This window comes from Undibacterium sp. Ji42W (assembly GCF_049340405.1).
Taxonomy (GTDB): Bacteria; Pseudomonadota; Gammaproteobacteria; order Burkholderiales; family Burkholderiaceae_D; genus Undibacterium.
Window position 1 is genome coordinate 16,563 of the sequence record NZ_JBMPOV010000014.1, and the last position, 17,831, is coordinate 34,393.

Here is a 17,831-nt window from a genome sequence, read left to right on the forward strand (position 1 = left end):
GGCCAGAACATGAAACACGAGCCCGTCAGCGAAGCAGACTTGCATGCCTATGTCGATGGACAGTTGCCTGCCGTACGTCTGGCAGAGGTAGAGAGCTATCTGCAGGCGTATCCGGCTGAGCAGCAAAAAGTGTCCGCCTGGCGCAGGCAAAATGCTGACCTCCATGCCTTGTTTGATGCCGTTGTTGATGAACCTGTTCCTGCCCGACTCAGTTCAATACGCGGGCCAACTACTGCTGCAGCCAATCAGCCTGTCTGGGGCTGGCGTCATCTGGCAGCCGGTATCGCCATTGCCTTCGTTAGTGCCAGTAGCGGTTGGTGGTTGCGCGCAGGCAGTGATGCAAGTGCGGTGCTGGCACAGGCTGAGGTGCAAAAAAATGGTGTCCATGGTGCGGCAGGCTTTGCCCACCAGGCTGCAGTTGCCCATCTGGTTTACAGTCCTGATGTACGCCGCCCGGTAGAGGTGGGTGCCGAGCAGGAAGAGCAACTGGTCGCCTGGTTATCCAAACGCATGGGCAGCCCCATGCGTGCACCCAAGCTTGGCAAACTATCGTATGAGCTGGTTGGTGGCCGACTTTTGCCAGGTGGCACCGGCCCGGTGGCACAGTTCATGTATCAGGATGCGACGGGTCAGCGTCTTACCCTGTATGTCAGCAATGATCAGGTACAAAACAAGGATACTGGTTTCAAGTTTCTGCAAGATGGCAAGGTCAATGTGTTTTACTGGATAGATGGCAAGTTTGGCTATGCCTTGTCGGGTAGTATCAGTAAAGCTGAACTTGCACGTATTTCCAATGCTGTGTATGAGCAATTGGAAAAACCTTCCTGAATCAGTTCTCCTGACAAGAGATTTGTCACGCTAAGTAAATTCAGGTGACAGTTATGCAAAAAATATCTATTCTTTCCTCCTTCTATGCCAAAGCTTTCTTTGATGACGGCGCTTGGTAAAATTCAGTAACAGAGGCGGCAATGCTGTTGCCTGCCAAGGATGGGATATCTGCATGCGTAAATGGAAGTTAACAGGGTTATCGGCAAGCTTGTTGTCGGGCGTATTATCCGGCTTGCTATTGAGTAGCGCCGTATTCTTGCCTGTGACAAGCGCCCAGGCGGCATCTGCAATTCCAGGCTATACGTATGAAGTAGTGCATACCTACCCGCATGACCCGAATGCCTTTACCCAGGGTTTGTTTATCAAGGATGGCTTCCTGTTTGAAAGTACTGGATTACAAGGCCGTTCTACCGTACGCAAGGTCAGGCTGGAAACCGGTGAAGTCCTGCAAAAAATGGATTTGCCCAGGCAGATTTTTGGTGAGGGCATTACCTGGTGGGACAAACGCATCATAGGCATCACCTGGACTACGCAGGCGGGCTATGTGCTTGATCTGGACACTTTCGCCTTCCAAAAAGAATTTACCTACAAAGGTGAGGGCTGGGGTCTCGCGCGCAATGATAAAGAAATCATCATGAGCGATGGCACCTCGGAATTGCGTTTTCTTGACCCAGTCACTTTGCGTGAAACCCACCGCATCAAGGTCACCGCAGATGGCAAGGCAGTAGATCAGTTGAATGAGCTTGAATGGGTAAAGGGTGAAATTTTTGCCAACATCTGGCAAACCGATAACATTGCCCGTATTGATCCCAAGACTGGCAAGGTCATAGGCTGGATCAATTTGAATGGCTTGCTGCCCATGGGCGACCGCATACTGGGTAACCCCGATGTGCTGAACGGCATTGCCTATGATGCGGCGAAAGACAGGCTGTTTGTGACGGGTAAGTTGTGGCCCAAATTGTTTGAAATCCGTTTGATCAAACGCTAGACCTGATTATGATGAAAAAAATCCTGCATTGCCTTTTGAGCGGCAGTTTGTTGCTGGCCATGTCTTCATCTTCGAGTCTGGCGGCAGAGTCAGCACTGGAAAGCCAGCTGGTAAATGCCCTCAAAATCAAACAAAATACTGAGGTAAGACAGACCAAATCCAGGCCTGTGATACAGGCTTATCAGCAAGCAGGCATACTGAGCAAGAAACCAGATCAGCGTGCTGATTACGTCGATTTTTACCTTGTGCGCAAACCAGCCAACTTTATGGGTCATAAGCTGGTTTTGCTGGAAGAAGAGTATATGGATACCTATGTAGGTTGCTGCGTCAGTCCTGGTCTTGGCCTGGTGCTGCAAGTAGAAGCTGATACGCGCCCACTGCAGGATTTTGCCGAGAAAAACGCCTGTACCTTCAAATCACATGCCGATGTGTTCGATACGCTGAAGACCTATGGCATCAGACATACATTACCCAAAGCCGACTACGCTTCACTCAGTTGCCGTGAGCGGGATGCGCAAAAATAAATGCGGGCAGTCTAGTCTACATGGGGATTGATCGCTTGTATATGATTGCCTTTTTGTATATAAAGTAAGTCTCGTCGGTCCCGTCGTTTCCATCCTAAAAGGAAAGCGTCATGTCTGAGTCTTACCGTACCCCGTCTGATATCCATCCCAGCCTGATTTATGATGATGCACCTGCTGCCATCGACTGGCTGGTCAAGGCCTTTGGTTTTACCTCCCGCTTTGTCGTGCCTGGAGAAGGCAATCGCATAGAACATTCAGAACTGAGCCTGGGCACAGGTATCGTCATGGTGGCGTCGCCCAAGGCCGAGACGCATCATGTCAGCCCCAACTCATTGACCGGTATTTCGCAGGCGCTCAGCGTCTATGTAGATGACCCGGATGCCCATCATGCACGGGCAATTGCCGCCGGTGCCAAGCTGGTGCGGCCATTGCAAACCGAGGATTATGGCGCCAGGGGTTATATGGTGCTCGATCCTGAAGGGCATCTCTGGTATTTTGGCAACTACCGGCCCGGTGAATACTGGCAAACCCAGACAAGCTGAAGCCCGGTTTTATCTATCATTTTCGGAGACATGCTCATGCATAAAGGCAGCTGCCATTGCGGCAAAATCGCATTTGAAGTAGAGGGTGAAATAGACAGCGGGCTCGCCTGTAATTGTTCCATCTGCCAGCGCAAGGGTTCGCTGCTGTGGTTTGTGCCGTTTGCTAATCTGCATCTGCTGACGCCGGAAGAGGCCGCCAGTACCTACATCTTCAACAAGCATGTGATATTGCATAAATTTTGCTCCACTTGCGGCATGCATCCATATGCCGAGGGCGTCGATCCCAAAGGCAACAAGGTGGCTGCCATCAATTTGCGCTGCCTGGAAGATATAGACCTGGCAGCTATACCCGTGCATCACTATGATGGCCGTGCTTTATAAAAAGGATGAAGATGTTCAAGAAATATTGGGGAGCGGCCAGTGTATTGCTGGCCATTGCCAGTCTGGGATTATTGCCTGCACATGCAGCCGACTCCACTGATGCAAAAAACGCCGCCCTGGTCGCACAATTGACGAAATTGTCTGATGACTGGGATGCTGCCATCGTCCGCAAGGACAAGGCGGCGATAGAAGCCAATATGGCGGAAGACTTCCGCCAGATAGATGGCGACGGTGATCTTGAAACCAAGACCAGTTTCGTCAATGGCCTGGTATCAGACAAGCTGACAATAGACCCCTACAAGGTTGAGGATTTTGAAATACGCCTGTACGGCAATGTCGCCCTGCTCAGTGGCCGCACCAAGATGACTGGCCGCTACGATGGCAAGCCTTTCAAATCACATTACCGCTATATCGATATCTATGCACAGCGCGATGGTAAATGGCAGATCGTTAGCGTGCAGATCAGCAGAATACCCCAGCAATAAAAATATCGCCCCTGCGTACCTTGGAGAGCGTGGGCGGGAGCGATATTTCTTTACACTTATTTCACAACGAAGCGCAGCACCCCATCGTCACCTGTTTCCCTGCGCAAGACACCGTCATACCAAAGCTTGTGCAAATGCGCCAGTGCTTCGCCTATGGCGAAAGTCAGTTGGTGAGAATCAAGCGGGCGGCGGAACATCATGGGGACGATATCCATCGCTGACTGTGGAATGGCGCAGGCAGTCTTCACTTCTTCCAGCCGCTCGGCATGATGGTCTTGCAATTGCTGTACGCGGGTGTGCAAGCCCTTGAAGGGTTTGCCATGCGAAGGCAGGATCAGCACGTCTTCTGGCAGCGGCAGATATTTTTGCAGTGAATCCATATACTGCTGCACGGGATTGGCTTCCGGCTCTATCGCAAACACCGAAACATTGGTGGAGATGCGCGGCAATAGCATATCGCCAGAGATCAGGATATTCAGCTCTGCGCAATATAGCGAAGCATGTTCAGGCGAATGCCCAAAACCGACGATGACTTGCCAGTGGCGTTGGTTGATGATGACATCCAGACCTTCTTGCATGCGGTGGTAGGCAGTTGGTACAGTAGGCACCAATCGCGTGTAATGGGGTTTTCTCTCCTGTATCTGTTCCTGCATGCCGTTATCGACCAGGCCATGCTTGCGAAAGTGCGGGAACATGGCCGTGCCGTCCGCACCCGGCAGGCTGGCCGACATCATGCGGGCAAAGGCATATTCGCCTGCCGTCATCCACAGTTGCACATTCCAGCGGCTGCACAGCCAGTCAGCCAGGCCTATATGGTCAGGATGGCAGTGGGTGGCGAGGACACGGATGATGGGCAGTCCACGCAAATGGTTGTTCAGGTCGCCGAACAAGATCTCCCAGGCATCTCGGGTGGCGTCGCTGGCGATGCCGCAATCGACTACCGTCCAGCCACGCACCTTGCCCTGGCTGGTTTCGAGCTCATCTTCCAGCAGCCAAAGATTGATATGGTTCAGTGCAAAGGGCAGGCCCATGCGTATCCACAGCACGCCGGGGGCGATTTCCATGGTCTTGCCGGTGTCGGGCAAGGTTTCGCCAAAAGGGTAGTGGAGTTGTTGTTCCAGTAAGTTCATGGTCGTCTCTGTTGTTATTGTGGTGGCCAGGGCGTGTTGCCATCTACTGCCTGTTTTCTCATTATGGATGACTCCAGAAGCACTGGAATAGCCTACAATGCGATTTAAAACTATTTGACGTTAACGTCAACTGCATCAAGTGCAGATTGTAATCAGAAAACTGTTTCTGTGTTTTTTCACCAGATTGACCATGGCCACCTATACCATTACCGAACTTGCCCGCGAATTTGATATTACCCCGAGGGCGATACGATTCTATGAAGACCAGGGTTTGCTGAGCCCTACGCGTGAAGGGCCGGGCGGCCGCAACCGTGTTTATACAACGCGGGAACGTACCCATTTGAAGCTGACCCTGCGCGGCAAACGCTTGGGCCTGAGCCTGTCGGACATTAAAAGCCTGGTTGATATGTACCGTTCGCCCAAGGATACCGAAGTACAGTTGCAGAGTTTTCTGGTGGTGCTCGCCAGACACAGGGCGGCGCTGGAACAACAGCGTGAAGACATAGAAATCATGCTCGCAGAAATCAGCGCGCATGAAGCAAAGAGCCGTAGTTTGCTGGGGCAACTGGACCATGCAGAAAAATAAGTCTGGCCTTGTCTTATCTTGTTTAAACCGGAATGTCATGGAGTGCATGCGCAATTTAATAAGATTCATGCTGAGCTTGCAGTAGAAAAACATCAAATCAGTGAATTGACGTTTACGTAAACGTCAATTGGACGTATTATTTTTGCCTGAGATGATTTTTCCTGGCTAATGGGGGTTTTATGAGCAATCAGGCAACACAGCAAACCACAGCGACGCTGGATCACAAACTAGCCTTGAGCTTGCTGGAAAGCTTCAATGCACAGGGCGCATTGATGGCCTGGAATGCCCGACTGACCAGTATCACCCCCGGCGCCTGTGAAATCAGCTTGCCGTTTAGCGACGCAGTCAGCCAGCAGCATGGCTATTTCCATGGCGGTGTCATCGGTACGATAGCTGATGCGGCTGGTGGCTATGCAGCGAATACACAATTGATGCCAGTGAGTGAGTGCTTAACTGCAGAATACAAGATCAATATCGTCGCACCCGGCAAAGGTGATACTTTGATCGCCCGTGGCAAAGTCTTGAAGGCAGGAAAAACTTTGGTGGTATCTAGTGCAGAAGTGTTTGTCGTGCACGAAGGACAGGAAAAACTCTGTGCCATCATGCAACAGACTTTGTTTGTGATACCCAAGGCAGAATCGAAGATATAGGCTATAGGCTATAGGCTTAACAAGGCTGGCATGCTTGATCAAAAGTCAGCATAAGTCAACATAAACCAGCGAATTTCAATTTTATAAAAGTGTGAGGACGACATGCTGCATTTACCAGGTTTGACTTTTGATCACGGCGAAGATATCGCCGCTTTGCGCGAAGCCGTGCAGCAATTTGCCCAGGCAGAAATCGCCCCACGCGCAGCCGAGATAGACCGTAGCGACCAGTTTCCCATGGATTTGTGGCGCAAGATGGGCGACCTCGGCATCCTGGGGGTGACTGTCAGCGAAGAATACGGTGGCGCGAACATGGGTTACCTGGCGCATATCATTGCCATGGAAGAAATTTCCCGTGCATCTGCCTCGGTTGGCCTGTCGTATGGCGCTCACTCCAACCTGTGCGTGAACCAGATCAAGCGCAATGGTACGGAAGAACAAAAAGCCAAATACCTGCCCAAGCTGATCTCTGGTGAGCACATAGGTGCGCTCGCCATGTCTGAGCCAAATGCCGGTTCCGACGTCGTCAGCATGAAGCTGCGCGCCGACTGGAAGGGTGACCGCTGGGTCTTGAACGGCACCAAGATGTGGATTACCAATGGCCCTGATGCCGACACCCTGGTGGTCTATGCCAAGAATGACCTGGAAGCCGGCCCGCGTGGCATGACAGCCTTCCTGATAGAAAAAGGCTATAAAGGTTTCAGCATTGCGCAAAAGCTCGACAAACTTGGCATGCGCGGTTCCCATACAGGTGAGCTGGTGTTCCAGGATTGCGAAGTCCCGGCAGAAAACGTACTCGGCGGCTTGGGCAAAGGCGTGAATGTATTGATGTCTGGCCTGGATTTTGAACGCACTGTTTTGTCTGGTGGCCCTTTGGGCATCATGCAAGCCTGCATGGATGCAGTTGTCCCTTATGTACATGACCGCAAGCAATTCGGCCAGCCTATCGGTGAATTCCAGCTCATGCAGGGCAAACTGGCGGACATGTATTCCACCATGATGGCTTGCAAAGCCTATGTCTATGCAGTTGGCCAGGCTTGTGATCGCGCCAAGACACCAGAAGCAGTACGCGCCCTGCGCAAGGATGCTGCCGGTGCGATTTTGTATTCCGCAGAAAAAGCCACATGGATGGCAGGCGAAGCCATACAAACCCTGGGTGGCAATGGCTATATCAATGAATACCCGGTAGGCCGCCTGTGGCGCGATGCCAAGCTGTATGAAATCGGTGCAGGCACCAGCGAGATACGCCGCATGTTGATAGGCCGTGAATTGTTTGCAGAAACCAAATAAGCCATTTGCGCTACACTGGTCAATTTATGACGCAATTACATGTCGCTACGCCCTTGCTTGAGCATCGGCGTCTGTCTGCCAGCCTGGCCAAACAAGTCTGGCTGAAGATGGAAAATACCCAGCCTTCCGGCTCTTTCAAGTTGCGCGGCATAGGCCTGATGTGCCAGCGAGCTGCTGCCAATGGGGCCAGACACTTTGTTTGCCCTTCTGGTGGCAATGCCGGTTTTGCCGCTGCGGTGGCAGGCGTGGCGCTGGGTGTGCAAACCACTATCCTTGTGCCGCAAACCACGCATGAAAGCGTGCGCGCTGCCATACGTGCCATCGGAGCCACCGTCATCGTTGAAGGCGGTGTCTGGGATGAAACAAATCTGGCCGCCTTGCGCCTGTGTGAACAACCAGGTGCAGTGTATATCCCGCCGTTTGACCATACCGACATCTGGGATGGCAATGCGACGCTGATTGACGAAGTGGCTGGCAAGCTCGATTTTGATGCTGTCATCTGTTCCGTCGGTGGTGGTGGCTTGCTGAGTGGCATTGCGTTGGGCCTTGAGCGCAATGGCCTCGGCCACATCCCCATCATCACGTCGGAAACTGAGGGCGCAGCCTCGCTGCATACCGCAGTGCAGGCAGGCGAGCTGGTGACTTTACCTGCGATTACCTCGATTGCCAGCACACTGGGTGCGCGCAAGGTGGCGCAACAGGCCCTTGACTGGACGCGCAAGCGCACTGTCCACACCGTCACCGTCAGTGATGCCCAGGCTGTTCAGGCTTGTCTGGACTTTGCCGACGATATGCTGGCCCTGGTGGAACCCGCATGTGGCGCTGCCTTGGCTGTTGCTTACCAGAACTTGCCAGTACTGGCTGAGTTCAAAAAACCATTGATCGTAGTTTGTGGTGGCATTGCCGTGGATTTGGGTAAACTACAGGCTTGGAAAAACCAGTTCCATCTGACCTGAGCGCCAACCATGCCCCACACCTATTTTCCCAAATTGCTGTCTTCGCAAATCGCCTTCGATATCGCCAGGTCGATACTTGATGGTTTTGACAAGCATTACCGTTTGTTCAGGGCCAGTAGCCAAAGGGCAAAGCAGCAGTTTGAAGCAGGTGACTGGAAGGCCGCACAAGTTGCTGCACGCGAACGCATAGGTTACTACGACACCCGCGTGCGTGAATGCGTGCAGGCACTGGAAGATGAATACGCAGAAGAAGACCTCAGTGACGAAGTCTGGCGCGAAGTCAAACTGCATTACATGGGTATGCTCATCGATCATCTGCGCCCCGAGCTGGCCGAGACATTTTTCAATACCGTTTGCACCAAGCTCTTGCACAGAAACTATTATCACAACGATTTCATCTTTGTGCGCCCGGCAACCTCGACCGAGTATCTGGAAAGTGAAGATACACCGCCCAGTTACCGTGTGTATTACCCGGCAGCAGATAGCCTGAACTTTACCCTGAAGCGTATCGTCACCAACTTTCAGCTGAACGCAAAATTTGAAGACCTGGACCGTGATGTTGCCCTGGTGGAAGCACGCCTGCGCGAGAATTTCGGCCCCGCCAAGCTTGAGCCAAATCACCAGATACAGGTATTGGCCAGCCTGTTCTATCGCAATAAGTCAGCTTACATCATAGGTAAGGGCATCAATGGCAATAAGGAATATCCCTTTGTCATTCCCGTCATGCACAAGCGCAAGGCAGAACTGGTGCTCGATACGGTGATCTTTGACACCACGCTGATCACCGTGCTGTTCTCTTTCACCCGTGCTTATTTCATGGTGGATATGGAGGTACCGTCTGCCTATGTGCAATTCATACGCAGCATCTTGCCCAAAAAGCCACGCAGTGAAATCTACACCATGATAGGTCTGCAAAAACATGGCAAGAATCTGTTCTATCGTGACTTCCTGCATCACCTTAAATATTCATCCGACCGCATAGAAGCCGCACCCGGCATACGCGGCCTGGTGATGCTGGTGTTTGCGCTGCCATCTTTCCCGTATGTGTTCAAACTCATCAAGGACAGTTTCCCGCCACCAAAGGAAACCACCAAGGCCCTGATCAAGGAAAAATACCTGCTGGTGAAAAACCATGATCGTGTAGGCCGCATGGCAGATACGCTGGAATACTCGGATGTGGCATTTCCACGCTCGCGATTTTCAGAAGAATTGCTGGCTGAAATTAAGCAATATGCCCCGTCGCTGCTGGAAGTAAATGATGATGAAGTCGTCATCAAACATCTCTACATAGAACGCCGCATGACGCCGCTGAATATCTGGCTGACCGAGGCTGAGCGTCATGGTGACATGGCTGCGATGGAACATGGCCTGAAAGAATATGGCAGTGCCATCAAGGACCTGGTGGCAGCAAATATCTTCCCTGGTGACATGCTGTATAAAAACTTCGGCGTTACCCGTCATGGCCGTGTCGTGTTTTATGACTATGATGAAATCGAATACATCACCGACTGCAATTTCCGCAAGATACCTTTGCCACGCAACGAAGAAGAAGAGATGTCAGCCGAGCCCTGGTATCCGATAGGCAGGACTGATGTTTTTCCCGAGCAGTTTGGTACCTTTCTGCTGGGGAATAAGAACGTCAAGGAATATTTCATGAAGCATCACGCTGACTTGCTGACCGCCGAATATTGGCAGGCCCGCAAGAAGCGCATAGTCGATGGCAAGGTGGATGATGTGTTTCCCTATCCGCAGGAAATCCGCTTTTGCAATCAGGCCAGCAGTACAACTTAGTAGTTGCGTGCCGATTTATTTTATTGCACGCAGACCCTCATTAGTCAGGCAGTGAATCTGCTTTTATTTTTGGAGAACAAGATGAATGATCCTATCGTAATCGTTGGTGCAGCCCGTACCCCCATGGGTGCTTTTCAGGGCGATTTTTCTTCCCTGACAGCCAGTCAGCTCGGCGCAGTTGCCATCAAGGCTGCCGTTGAACGCGCTGGTGTCAAGCCAGAACTGGTAGAAGAAGTCTTGTTCGGCAACTGCCTGATGGCAGGCCAGGGCCAGGCCCCGGCGCGCCAGGCTTTGCTGGCTGCGGGTTTGCCAGTGTCAACGGGTGCCGTGACCTTGTCCAAGATGTGCGGCTCGGCCATGAAGGCCACCATGATGGCCTTTGATTCCATCAATGCAGGCAGCAATGAAATCATCGTTTCCGGCGGTATGGAATCCATGACTAACGCCCCTTACCTGATCCCCAAGGCACGCAGTGGCTACCGCATCGGCCATGGCATGATGTATGACCACATGATGCTTGATGGCCTCGAAGATGCCTACGACAAGGGCCGTTCCATGGGTACTTTTGCTGAAGACTGTTCAGCCAAATACAACTTCAGCCGTGAAGACCAGGACGCATTCGCGATTGCCTCCGTCAAGCGTGCACAAGCCGCAACTGCCGATGGTTCTTTCGCATGGGAAATCGCGCCCGTGACTGTATCTGGCCGTGGTGGTGATGTTATTATCGACAAGGACGAAGGCCCGCTGAAAGCCAAGCTGGATAAAATTCCCGCGCTCAAACCCGCCTTCAAAAAAGACGGCACGATTACCGCTGCCTCTTCTTCTTCCATCAATGATGGTGCTGCGGCACTGGTCTTGATGCGCGAATCCAAGGCCAAAGAACTCGGCCTGACGCCGATCGCCAGAATCCTTGGTCACGCCAGCAATGCGCAAGAGCCAGGCTGGTTCACGACCGCGCCAGTAGGTGCCATCCAGAAGCTGTACAAAAAACTGGGCTGGACGACAGACGATGTCGATCTGTTTGAAATCAATGAGGCTTTTGCCACCGTACCCATGGCCGCCATGAAAGAGCTGGGTATACCTCACGACAAGATCAATGTGCACGGCGGTGCTTGTGCGCTGGGTCATCCTATCGGTGCATCGGGTGCGCGTATCATTATTACGCTGATCGGTGCTTTGAAAAAGCAGGGTAAGAAACGTGGTGTGGCTTCGCTTTGTATTGGTGGTGGTGAGGGGACGGCTTTGGCAATTGAAATGGTATAAGGCCGATTAAGCTAAAGCGAAACGCACTCCTGAGCCTGCGATGCCAGTTGTGCCTGGGTACTAAAGTACGAAGGGCTTCTTAACGCAATATTGCGCCGCTCGCTACGCTTACTCGACCTTATAGAATACCAGTGGTCACAATTTTGTAAATCGAAGGAAAACCATGCCAGTCGCTTTAATCATCGGTGCTTCACGCGGTATAGGCCATGAACTGGCCATGCAATACAAGGCAGCTGGCTGGCGTGTCATCGCCACTGCACGCAAGGAGGAAGATTTGGCTGCATTGCAGTCAGCGGGCTGCGAGGCGCTGCAGTTGGATGTGACAAGGCTCAATGACTGTGGGGGTCTTGGAGAGCGACTTCAGGATGAGAAGATTGATGTCGCAATCCTGAACGCCGGTGTTTTTGGCACCCGCACTGAAGCATTGACTGCACCGCCGCAATCCGAGTTTGATGCGGTCATGCAGACCAATGTCCTTGCTGCGATGCGCATACTGCCGCTGGTTTTGCCATTGGTGGAAAATGCTACGGGCAAACTCGCGGTTATTTCTTCCACCATGGGGTCAATCAGCATGCGACAAAACTCTTATGGCTGGTTATACCGGGCCAGCAAGGCAGCGCTGAACTCGATATTGAAAGATGTATCCCTGGAAGCAGAAAAATCTGCATGCGTGAGCTTTCATCCTGGTTGGGTACAGACTGACATGGGTGGTGTTGGTGCCGATATTACCGTTAGCGAAAGTGTCAAGGGCATACGCAACACGCTGGCGTCTTTGACGCATGCAGACAATGGCAAGTTTTTGAATTACGACGGCAGCAGCCTGAGTTGGTAATCTCCCGGCGATTCCGCAAACAAATATAAGAAGCTAGGTAGAAATCACGATGTTACTCACACCAGAACACGAAATGATCCGCGACGCCGTGCGCGCTTTTGCCCAGGAACGTCTTGTGCCCAATGCCGCACGCTGGGATAAGGAGCATCACTTTCCCGCAGAAGAATTGAAGGAACTGGCACAAATGGGTGCCTATGGCGTGGCCGTGCCAGAAGAGTTTGGTGGCGCGGGCATGGATTATCTGTCGCTGGCCCTGGTGCTGGAAGAAATTGCCGCCGGTGATGGTGGTACCTCTACTGTGGTATCCGTCAACAATTGCCCGGTGTGCAGCATCGCCATGATGTATGCCAATGATGCACAAAAAAAGCAATGGCTGACACCACTGGCGCGAGGAGAGATGCTCGGTGCTTTTTGCCTGACTGAACCACATGCAGGCAGTGATGCGTCTGAATTGCGAACGACAGCAAAACGGGATGGTGATCATTACGTCATCAACGGTGTCAAGCAATTCATCACCAGCGGCAAATATGCTGATGTGGCGATCGTCATGGCTGTCACCGATAAAGAGGCAGGCAAGAAGGGCATCAGCGCCTTCTGGGTGCCAACCAGCACGCCTGGTTATATCGTCGCCAGCCTGGAACAAAAAATGGGCCAGCATTCATCCGATACGGCACAAATCCTGTTCGAGAATTGCCGCATTCCGGCAGAAAACCTGATAGGTATTGAAGGTGCGGGTTACAAGATTGCCCTGTCAGGCCTCGAAGGTGGACGCATAGGCATAGCCTCGCAATCAGTGGGCATGGCGAGAGCTGCTTTTGAAGCCGCACTCAGCTATGCCAAGGACAGGACCAGTTTTGGCAAACCTATTTTCGAGCACCAGTCAGTCCAATTCAAACTGGCCGACATGGCGACGCAGATAGAAGCTGCCCGCCAGCTTATCTGGCACGCCGCCAGCATGAAAGATGCAGGCAAGCCATGCTTGAAAGAAGCGGCAATGGCAAAATTGTTTGCATCAGAGATGGCAGAAAAAGTCTGCTCGGATGCGATACAGATACACGGCGGCTACGGCTACGTCAGTGACTTCCCGGTAGAACGTATTTACCGCGATGTGCGGGTTTGCCAGATATATGAAGGAACGTCAGATATACAAAAGATTTTGATTGGGCGTGCACTGGCTGGCTGAGTGGTTTCGCTTCTTAAAATAATAACGGAGACAGCATGAAAAAAGGTTACAAGCAACTGGTCGATGAAGCCAATGCCGAAATCAAAACCTATAGCGTGGCAGAAGCCCAGGCCAGGCTGGCAAACAGCAATGTGCAGTTCATTGATGTCCGTGATGTCCGTGAGCTGGAACGTGAAGGCATCATCCCTGGTGCCTATCATGCTCCGCGTGGCATGATAGAGTTTTGGGTTGATCCAGATTCACCTTATTTCAAACCTGTCTTCGGCGAGAAAAAAGAATTTATTTTATTTTGTGCCGCTGGCTGGCGCAGTGCACTGACAACCAAAACCGTGCAAGACATGGGTCTGGAAAATGTTGCCCATATCGATGGTGGTTTTACTGCCTGGAAAGCTGCTGGTGCACCAGTCGCCATCAAGGAAAGCAAGAAGTAATAATGAGCAGTCAAGCATGCCCCTGTGGCTCGAATAAAAACCTTGAACAGTGCTGCGGCCAGTACATCAACGGCGCTGCCCTTGCACCTACGGCAGAAGCGCTGATGCGTTCGCGCTACACGGCCTATACCCTGAATGATGAAGCTTATCTGCGTGCGACCTGGGATGAGCGGACTTGTCCCAAGGAACATATCACGCATGATGAGCCAACCAGATGGCTGGGGCTGGAAGTAAAGAAATTCAAAGCTGATGGTGACGCGGCGACAGTGGAATTTGTCGCCCGTTACAAGATAGCTGGCAAGGCGCGCAGGCTGCATGAACTCAGCCGTTTTGTGCGCTATGAAGGCAAGTGGTTTTACGTGGATGGCAGTTTTCCAGAAAAGTGAAAAAGATAATGACAACTTTAGATTCCAAACTCAATCCCCGCTCTGAAGAATTCAAAGCCAATGCAGCGGCCATGCAAGCCGTGGTCGATGACCTCAAAGAAAAGATCGCCAAGATTGCACTTGGTGGTGGCGATGAAGCGCGCAAGAAACATCTGGCGCGTGGCAAACTCTTGCCGCGTGACCGCGTACAAATGCTGCTCGATGCTGGTACGCCTTTCCTCGAGTTTTCGCAACTCGCTGCCTACGACATGTATAAAGAAAAGAATGATGTTGATGCCGCGCCATCTGCCGGTGTGATTACTGGCATAGGCCGCGTAGCCGGGCAGGAATGCATCATCGTTTGTAATGATGCGACAGTCAAAGGCGGAACATATTACCCTCTGACCGTCAAAAAGCATTTGCGTGCGCAAGAGATTGCCGAACAAAATAATCTGCCTTGCATTTACCTCGTCGATAGCGGTGGCGCGAACCTGCCTAACCAGGATGATGTCTTTCCTGACCGTGATCACTTTGGCCGCATCTTCTACAACCAGGCCAATATGTCGGCCAAGGGCATACCGCAGATTGCGGTCGTCATGGGTTCCTGTACTGCCGGTGGCGCCTATGTGCCAGCGATGAGCGATGAATCCATCATCGTCAAGAACCAGGGCACGATTTTCCTTGGTGGCCCACCGCTAGTGAAAGCCGCTACTGGCGAAGTCGTTAGTGCCGAAGACCTCGGTGGTGGTGATGTGCATACCCGCCTGTCTGGTGTGGTAGATCATCTGGCGCAAAATGATACGCATGCCCTGTCACTGGCGCGCATTATCGTTTCGCACCTGAACCGCCAGAAGCCACAAACCGTGGTCATGAAAGAAGTCGAAGAACCAAAGTTTCCGGCATCAGAATTGTATGGCGTGATACCGGTCGATACCCGCAAGCCTTTTGATGTGCGTGAAGTGATTGCCCGCATCGTCGATGGCAGCCATTTTGATGAATTCAAGGCGCGCTACGGCACGACGCTGGTCTGTGGTTTTGCCCATATCCACGGCATGCCAGTGGGCATCATCGCCAACAACGGCATTTTGTTTTCTGAATCTGCCCTGAAAGGTGCGCATTTCATAGAACTGTGCTGCCAGCGCAAGATACCTCTGGTCTTCCTGCAAAACATCACTGGTTTCATGGTTGGTCGCAAATATGAAAACGAAGGCATCGCCCGCAATGGTGCCAAGATGGTGACTGCAGTGGCAACAGCAAACGTCCCCAAATTCACTGTCATCATCGGTGGCAGCTTTGGTGCCGGCAACTATGGCATGTGCGGCCGCGCTTATTCACCACGCTTCATGTGGATGTGGCCAAATGCGCGTATCAGCGTCATGGGTGGTGAGCAAGCCGCCAGTGTATTGGCAACTGTAAAACGTGATGGCATAGAAGGCAAGGGCGGTAGCTGGTCAGCCGAAGAAGAGGCGGCCTTCAAACAACCCATCAAGGAGCAGTACGAACACCAGGGCCATCCTTACTATGCCTCAGCACGCTTGTGGGATGACGGTGTCATTGACCCGGCAGATACTCGCATGGTCCTCGGGCTAGGTTTGTCGGCAGCCTTGAATGCACCTATACCGGATGTCAAGTTTGGCGTGTTCAGGATGTAGAAAACAATCAGATGATGAAAAAAAACTTTATTTCTAGCTTGTGTGCCTTAGTAACCAGCTTGATGTTGAGTGGCTGTTTGAATGCCCCCTATGTAGAACCGCAAAGTGGGCAGACTGCTGAGATGGTCGTCAGGATCAGGCCCGCGCGCGGCACCCTGTTCTATGTGAACAACTACGAAAATGCCGAGACCTGTTCTGGTGAGCAAGGCATTATTAGTGATGCCAACAGGATCAGTATTTCCAAGTTCAAATTCGCTGCTGAGAAACTGACAACACTGCGTTATATAGAAATGCAGGGATCGGCTTCTTGTTCGATGAAATTCAGTTTTTATGGCAAAGCTAATCACGTTTATGCACTTGACAGTGTGACTACGACAGGCCATTGCAGTGTCAGATTATGGGATGCGACTGATATGAAAACGCTGGTACCAGTTGGTATCATCAACAGGGACAAAGGCGAAAATGCCTGTCCGAATTTCAAACGCTAGTTTCTGCCTGTAAAAAGGCGGCATGCCGTGGATTGGGTAGCATTAGTAAAGGTTGTATGAAAATGGAAACTTTAATTGTAGAAATCACAAATCGACTGGCGACGGTTACATTGAATCGCCCCGATGTACGCAACGCCTTTAATGAAAACACCATAGCCGAGATCACCCAGGTTTTCCGCGATTTGGATACGGATGACAGCATTCGTGCTATTGTGCTGGCCGCGAATGGTCCTGCTTTTTGTGCCGGAGCAGACCTGAACTGGATGAAAAAGATGGCCGATTACACGCATGAAGAAAACCTTGCGGATGCTGGCCAGTTGGCAGACATGCTGCATGCCATCTATCGCTGTAGCAAGCCAGTAGTTGCCAGGGTGCAAGGTGATTGCTATGCCGGTGGCATGGGCCTGGTGGCGGCCTGTGATATCGCGGTCAGTGTGGATACAGCCAATTTCTGCCTCAGTGAAGTCAAACTGGGCCTGATACCGGCAACGATTTCGCCGTATGTCATCAAGGCTATGGGTGAAAGCGCGGCACGCCGTTATTTCATTACTGCCGAGCGTTTCAGCGCAGCAGAAGCACAGCGCACGGGCTTTGTGCATGAAGTGGTGACGGCAGATGCGCTGGATGGCAAGGTGGCCGAGATCGTCAAGGCCTTGAGCAGCAACAGCCCGAATGCTGTGAAACAGGCCAAGCGTCTGGTGCAGGATGTCGCGAGTCGTGAATTGACGCCAGCGTTGATAGCGGCAACTGTAGAAGGCATAGCGCAGATCCGTGCGTCAGATGAGGGGCGTGAAGGTGTACGTTCCTTTCTGGAAAAACGTAAACCAACCTGGTTAAGTTGAATCCGGCTTCAAGAGTAAATGTTGGATAGTTAGCAAGAACAGAATGGAAAGGGATTGGCAAAGATGACAAAACGCAGACTGGTATTGACAAGCCTGGGCGTATCTTTGTTGGCCGCAGCGGGCGCTGTGACTTATCGCAAGTCCACAGTCACCATTACTTCAATAGCAGAGATGCAGGCAAAACTTGCTAATCTGAAATTGGATAAATTGACTAGCCTATCCGGCTGGCAGCCCTTTAAAGTCTTTGCGCATCTGGCGCAGAGCATAGAATATTCGATGACGGGTTATCCGGAAATGAAATCGGCAGCCTTCCGGCACACGGCAGGTAGCGCGGCCTTTTATGCTTTTTCAGTGGCTGGTGCGATGACGCATAATCTGACTGAACCCATACCAGGTGCACCAGCAATTGCTGAGAGCGGCGAGGTGAATGCCGGTATCGATATGCTGATTGCGGCATTACAAAAATATGAAAACCATGCGGGTGACATCAAGCCGCATTTTGCTTATGGCAGTTTGAGCAAGGCAGAATTTGCCCAGGCCCATGTCATGCATATAGAAAATCATTTGAAGCTCATCAAGTCCACGCAGTCCGTGGCTTGAGTCTGGTAAGAACTGAGCTTCAATCGT

The 17,831-nt window shown here is 51.9% G+C and carries 21 protein-coding genes; 20 read left to right on the forward strand and 1 reads right to left on the reverse strand.

The window, feature by feature from the left end; all coding sequences use genetic code 11:
* The first annotated feature begins 9 nt into the window (after positions 1-9).
* The 6 genes from ACO0LG_RS25140 to ACO0LG_RS25165 all read left to right on the forward strand — a co-directional run bounded on the left by ACO0LG_RS25140 (position 10) and on the right by ACO0LG_RS25165 (position 3,748).
* Positions 10-828, forward strand: coding sequence for an anti-sigma factor family protein (locus ACO0LG_RS25140; protein WP_423030601.1), 819 nt, complete (start codon positions 10-12; stop codon positions 826-828).
* Positions 829-1,000: 172 nt separating this feature from the next.
* Complete coding sequence (locus ACO0LG_RS25145; RefSeq protein WP_423030603.1) at positions 1,001-1,816, forward strand: glutaminyl-peptide cyclotransferase; 816 nt, start codon at positions 1,001-1,003, stop codon at positions 1,814-1,816.
* An 8-nt stretch (positions 1,817-1,824) separates the two neighbouring features.
* Positions 1,825-2,340 (forward strand): hypothetical protein, encoded by a 516-nt coding sequence (locus tag ACO0LG_RS25150; RefSeq protein ID WP_423030605.1) that lies wholly within the window; start codon positions 1,825-1,827, stop codon positions 2,338-2,340.
* 110 nt (positions 2,341-2,450) lie between these two features.
* The gene (locus tag ACO0LG_RS25155; RefSeq protein ID WP_423030607.1) at positions 2,451-2,882 is read left to right on the forward strand and encodes a VOC family protein; all 432 of its coding nucleotides are present in this window, start codon (positions 2,451-2,453) and stop codon (positions 2,880-2,882) included.
* Between the two features lie 30 nt (positions 2,883-2,912).
* A complete protein-coding gene (locus ACO0LG_RS25160) occupies positions 2,913-3,263 on the forward strand; it encodes a GFA family protein (RefSeq protein ID WP_423030609.1) in 351 nt (116 codons plus the stop codon).
* Positions 3,264-3,274: 11 nt separating this feature from the next.
* Entirely contained in the window at positions 3,275-3,748 is a 474-nt protein-coding gene (locus tag ACO0LG_RS25165) for a nuclear transport factor 2 family protein (protein WP_423030611.1), read from the forward strand.
* A 56-nt stretch (positions 3,749-3,804) separates the two neighbouring features.
* On the opposite strand, the gene ACO0LG_RS25170 is transcribed toward ACO0LG_RS25165, so the two are convergent.
* A complete protein-coding gene (locus tag ACO0LG_RS25170; RefSeq protein WP_423030613.1) occupies positions 3,805-4,878 on the reverse strand; it encodes an MBL fold metallo-hydrolase in 1,074 nt (357 codons plus the stop codon).
* Between the two features lie 190 nt (positions 4,879-5,068).
* Here ACO0LG_RS25170 and ACO0LG_RS25175 point away from each other — a divergent pair, with 190 nt between their 5' ends.
* From ACO0LG_RS25175 to ACO0LG_RS25240, 14 genes are all read left to right on the forward strand, one after another.
* A complete protein-coding gene (locus ACO0LG_RS25175; RefSeq protein WP_423030615.1) occupies positions 5,069-5,464 on the forward strand; it encodes a MerR family transcriptional regulator in 396 nt (131 codons plus the stop codon).
* Between the two features lie 179 nt (positions 5,465-5,643).
* Positions 5,644-6,114: a PaaI family thioesterase gene (locus ACO0LG_RS25180; RefSeq protein ID WP_423030617.1), complete on the forward strand. Its 471-nt coding sequence runs from the start codon at positions 5,644-5,646 to the stop codon at positions 6,112-6,114.
* 102 nt (positions 6,115-6,216) lie between these two features.
* On the forward strand, positions 6,217-7,401 hold the full coding sequence (locus ACO0LG_RS25185; RefSeq protein ID WP_423010221.1) for an isovaleryl-CoA dehydrogenase: 1,185 nt from the start codon (positions 6,217-6,219) through the stop codon (positions 7,399-7,401).
* A 26-nt stretch (positions 7,402-7,427) separates the two neighbouring features.
* Positions 7,428-8,357: a pyridoxal-phosphate dependent enzyme gene (locus ACO0LG_RS25190; protein WP_423030619.1), complete on the forward strand. Its 930-nt coding sequence runs from the start codon at positions 7,428-7,430 to the stop codon at positions 8,355-8,357.
* 9 nt (positions 8,358-8,366) lie between these two features.
* Positions 8,367-10,148, forward strand: a complete 1,782-nt coding sequence (gene aceK / locus ACO0LG_RS25195) for a bifunctional isocitrate dehydrogenase kinase/phosphatase (RefSeq protein ID WP_423030621.1) — start codon at positions 8,367-8,369, stop codon at positions 10,146-10,148.
* A gap of 81 nt (positions 10,149-10,229) precedes the next feature.
* Entirely contained in the window at positions 10,230-11,411 is a 1,182-nt protein-coding gene (locus ACO0LG_RS25200; protein ID WP_423030623.1) for an acetyl-CoA C-acetyltransferase, read from the forward strand.
* Between the two features lie 163 nt (positions 11,412-11,574).
* Positions 11,575-12,243, forward strand: a complete 669-nt coding sequence (locus tag ACO0LG_RS25205) for an SDR family oxidoreductase (protein ID WP_423030625.1) — start codon at positions 11,575-11,577, stop codon at positions 12,241-12,243.
* 49 nt (positions 12,244-12,292) lie between these two features.
* Positions 12,293-13,426 carry an acyl-CoA dehydrogenase family protein gene (locus ACO0LG_RS25210; RefSeq protein ID WP_423030627.1) on the forward strand — a complete coding sequence of 378 codons (1,134 nt, stop codon included), beginning with the start codon at positions 12,293-12,295 and terminating at the stop codon, positions 13,424-13,426.
* A gap of 35 nt (positions 13,427-13,461) precedes the next feature.
* Complete coding sequence (locus tag ACO0LG_RS25215; RefSeq protein ID WP_423030629.1) at positions 13,462-13,857, forward strand: rhodanese-like domain-containing protein; 396 nt, start codon at positions 13,462-13,464, stop codon at positions 13,855-13,857.
* Positions 13,858-13,859: 2 nt separating this feature from the next.
* Entirely contained in the window at positions 13,860-14,243 is a 384-nt protein-coding gene (locus ACO0LG_RS25220) for a YchJ family protein (protein WP_423030631.1), read from the forward strand.
* 8 nt (positions 14,244-14,251) lie between these two features.
* Positions 14,252-15,874, forward strand: coding sequence for a carboxyl transferase domain-containing protein (locus ACO0LG_RS25225; protein ID WP_423030633.1), 1,623 nt, complete (start codon positions 14,252-14,254; stop codon positions 15,872-15,874).
* 11 nt (positions 15,875-15,885) lie between these two features.
* Positions 15,886-16,362, forward strand: coding sequence for a hypothetical protein (locus ACO0LG_RS25230; protein ID WP_423030635.1), 477 nt, complete (start codon positions 15,886-15,888; stop codon positions 16,360-16,362).
* 56 nt (positions 16,363-16,418) lie between these two features.
* Positions 16,419-17,204, forward strand: a complete 786-nt coding sequence (locus ACO0LG_RS25235) for an enoyl-CoA hydratase/isomerase family protein (protein WP_423030637.1) — start codon at positions 16,419-16,421, stop codon at positions 17,202-17,204.
* Between the two features lie 63 nt (positions 17,205-17,267).
* Positions 17,268-17,804 (forward strand): DUF1569 domain-containing protein, encoded by a 537-nt coding sequence (locus ACO0LG_RS25240; protein ID WP_423030639.1) that lies wholly within the window; start codon positions 17,268-17,270, stop codon positions 17,802-17,804.
* Positions 17,805-17,831: the final 27 nt, after the last annotated feature.

Excerpts from the sequence above, each read along its gene's own strand:
- aceK (WP_423030621.1), top strand. The coding sequence starts at position 8,367 with ATGCCCCACACCTATTTTCCCAAATTGCTGTCTTCGCAAATCGCCTTC.
- ACO0LG_RS25235 (WP_423030637.1), top strand. The coding sequence starts at position 16,419 with ATGAAAATGGAAACTTTAATTGTAGAAATCACAAATCGACTGGCGACG.
- ACO0LG_RS25240 (WP_423030639.1), top strand. The coding sequence starts at position 17,268 with ATGACAAAACGCAGACTGGTATTGACAAGCCTGGGCGTATCTTTGTTG.
- ACO0LG_RS25190 (WP_423030619.1), top strand. The coding sequence starts at position 7,428 with ATGACGCAATTACATGTCGCTACGCCCTTGCTTGAGCATCGGCGTCTG.
- ACO0LG_RS25140 (WP_423030601.1), top strand. The coding sequence starts at position 10 with ATGAAACACGAGCCCGTCAGCGAAGCAGACTTGCATGCCTATGTCGAT.
- ACO0LG_RS25215 (WP_423030629.1), top strand. The coding sequence starts at position 13,462 with ATGAAAAAAGGTTACAAGCAACTGGTCGATGAAGCCAATGCCGAAATC.
- ACO0LG_RS25200 (WP_423030623.1), top strand. The coding sequence starts at position 10,230 with ATGAATGATCCTATCGTAATCGTTGGTGCAGCCCGTACCCCCATGGGT.
- ACO0LG_RS25225 (WP_423030633.1), top strand. The coding sequence starts at position 14,252 with ATGACAACTTTAGATTCCAAACTCAATCCCCGCTCTGAAGAATTCAAA.
- ACO0LG_RS25150 (WP_423030605.1), top strand. The coding sequence starts at position 1,825 with ATGATGAAAAAAATCCTGCATTGCCTTTTGAGCGGCAGTTTGTTGCTG.
- ACO0LG_RS25210 (WP_423030627.1), top strand. The coding sequence starts at position 12,293 with ATGTTACTCACACCAGAACACGAAATGATCCGCGACGCCGTGCGCGCT.
- ACO0LG_RS25165 (WP_423030611.1), top strand. The coding sequence starts at position 3,275 with ATGTTCAAGAAATATTGGGGAGCGGCCAGTGTATTGCTGGCCATTGCC.
- ACO0LG_RS25185 (WP_423010221.1), top strand. The coding sequence starts at position 6,217 with ATGCTGCATTTACCAGGTTTGACTTTTGATCACGGCGAAGATATCGCC.
- ACO0LG_RS25180 (WP_423030617.1), top strand. The coding sequence starts at position 5,644 with ATGAGCAATCAGGCAACACAGCAAACCACAGCGACGCTGGATCACAAA.
- ACO0LG_RS25145 (WP_423030603.1), top strand. The coding sequence starts at position 1,001 with ATGCGTAAATGGAAGTTAACAGGGTTATCGGCAAGCTTGTTGTCGGGC.
- ACO0LG_RS25160 (WP_423030609.1), top strand. The coding sequence starts at position 2,913 with ATGCTCATGCATAAAGGCAGCTGCCATTGCGGCAAAATCGCATTTGAA.
- ACO0LG_RS25170 (WP_423030613.1), bottom strand. The coding sequence starts at position 4,878 with ATGAACTTACTGGAACAACAACTCCACTACCCTTTTGGCGAAACCTTG.
- ACO0LG_RS25230 (WP_423030635.1), top strand. The coding sequence starts at position 15,886 with ATGATGAAAAAAAACTTTATTTCTAGCTTGTGTGCCTTAGTAACCAGC.
- ACO0LG_RS25155 (WP_423030607.1), top strand. The coding sequence starts at position 2,451 with ATGTCTGAGTCTTACCGTACCCCGTCTGATATCCATCCCAGCCTGATT.
- ACO0LG_RS25205 (WP_423030625.1), top strand. The coding sequence starts at position 11,575 with ATGCCAGTCGCTTTAATCATCGGTGCTTCACGCGGTATAGGCCATGAA.
- ACO0LG_RS25175 (WP_423030615.1), top strand. The coding sequence starts at position 5,069 with ATGGCCACCTATACCATTACCGAACTTGCCCGCGAATTTGATATTACC.
- ACO0LG_RS25220 (WP_423030631.1), top strand. The coding sequence starts at position 13,860 with ATGAGCAGTCAAGCATGCCCCTGTGGCTCGAATAAAAACCTTGAACAG.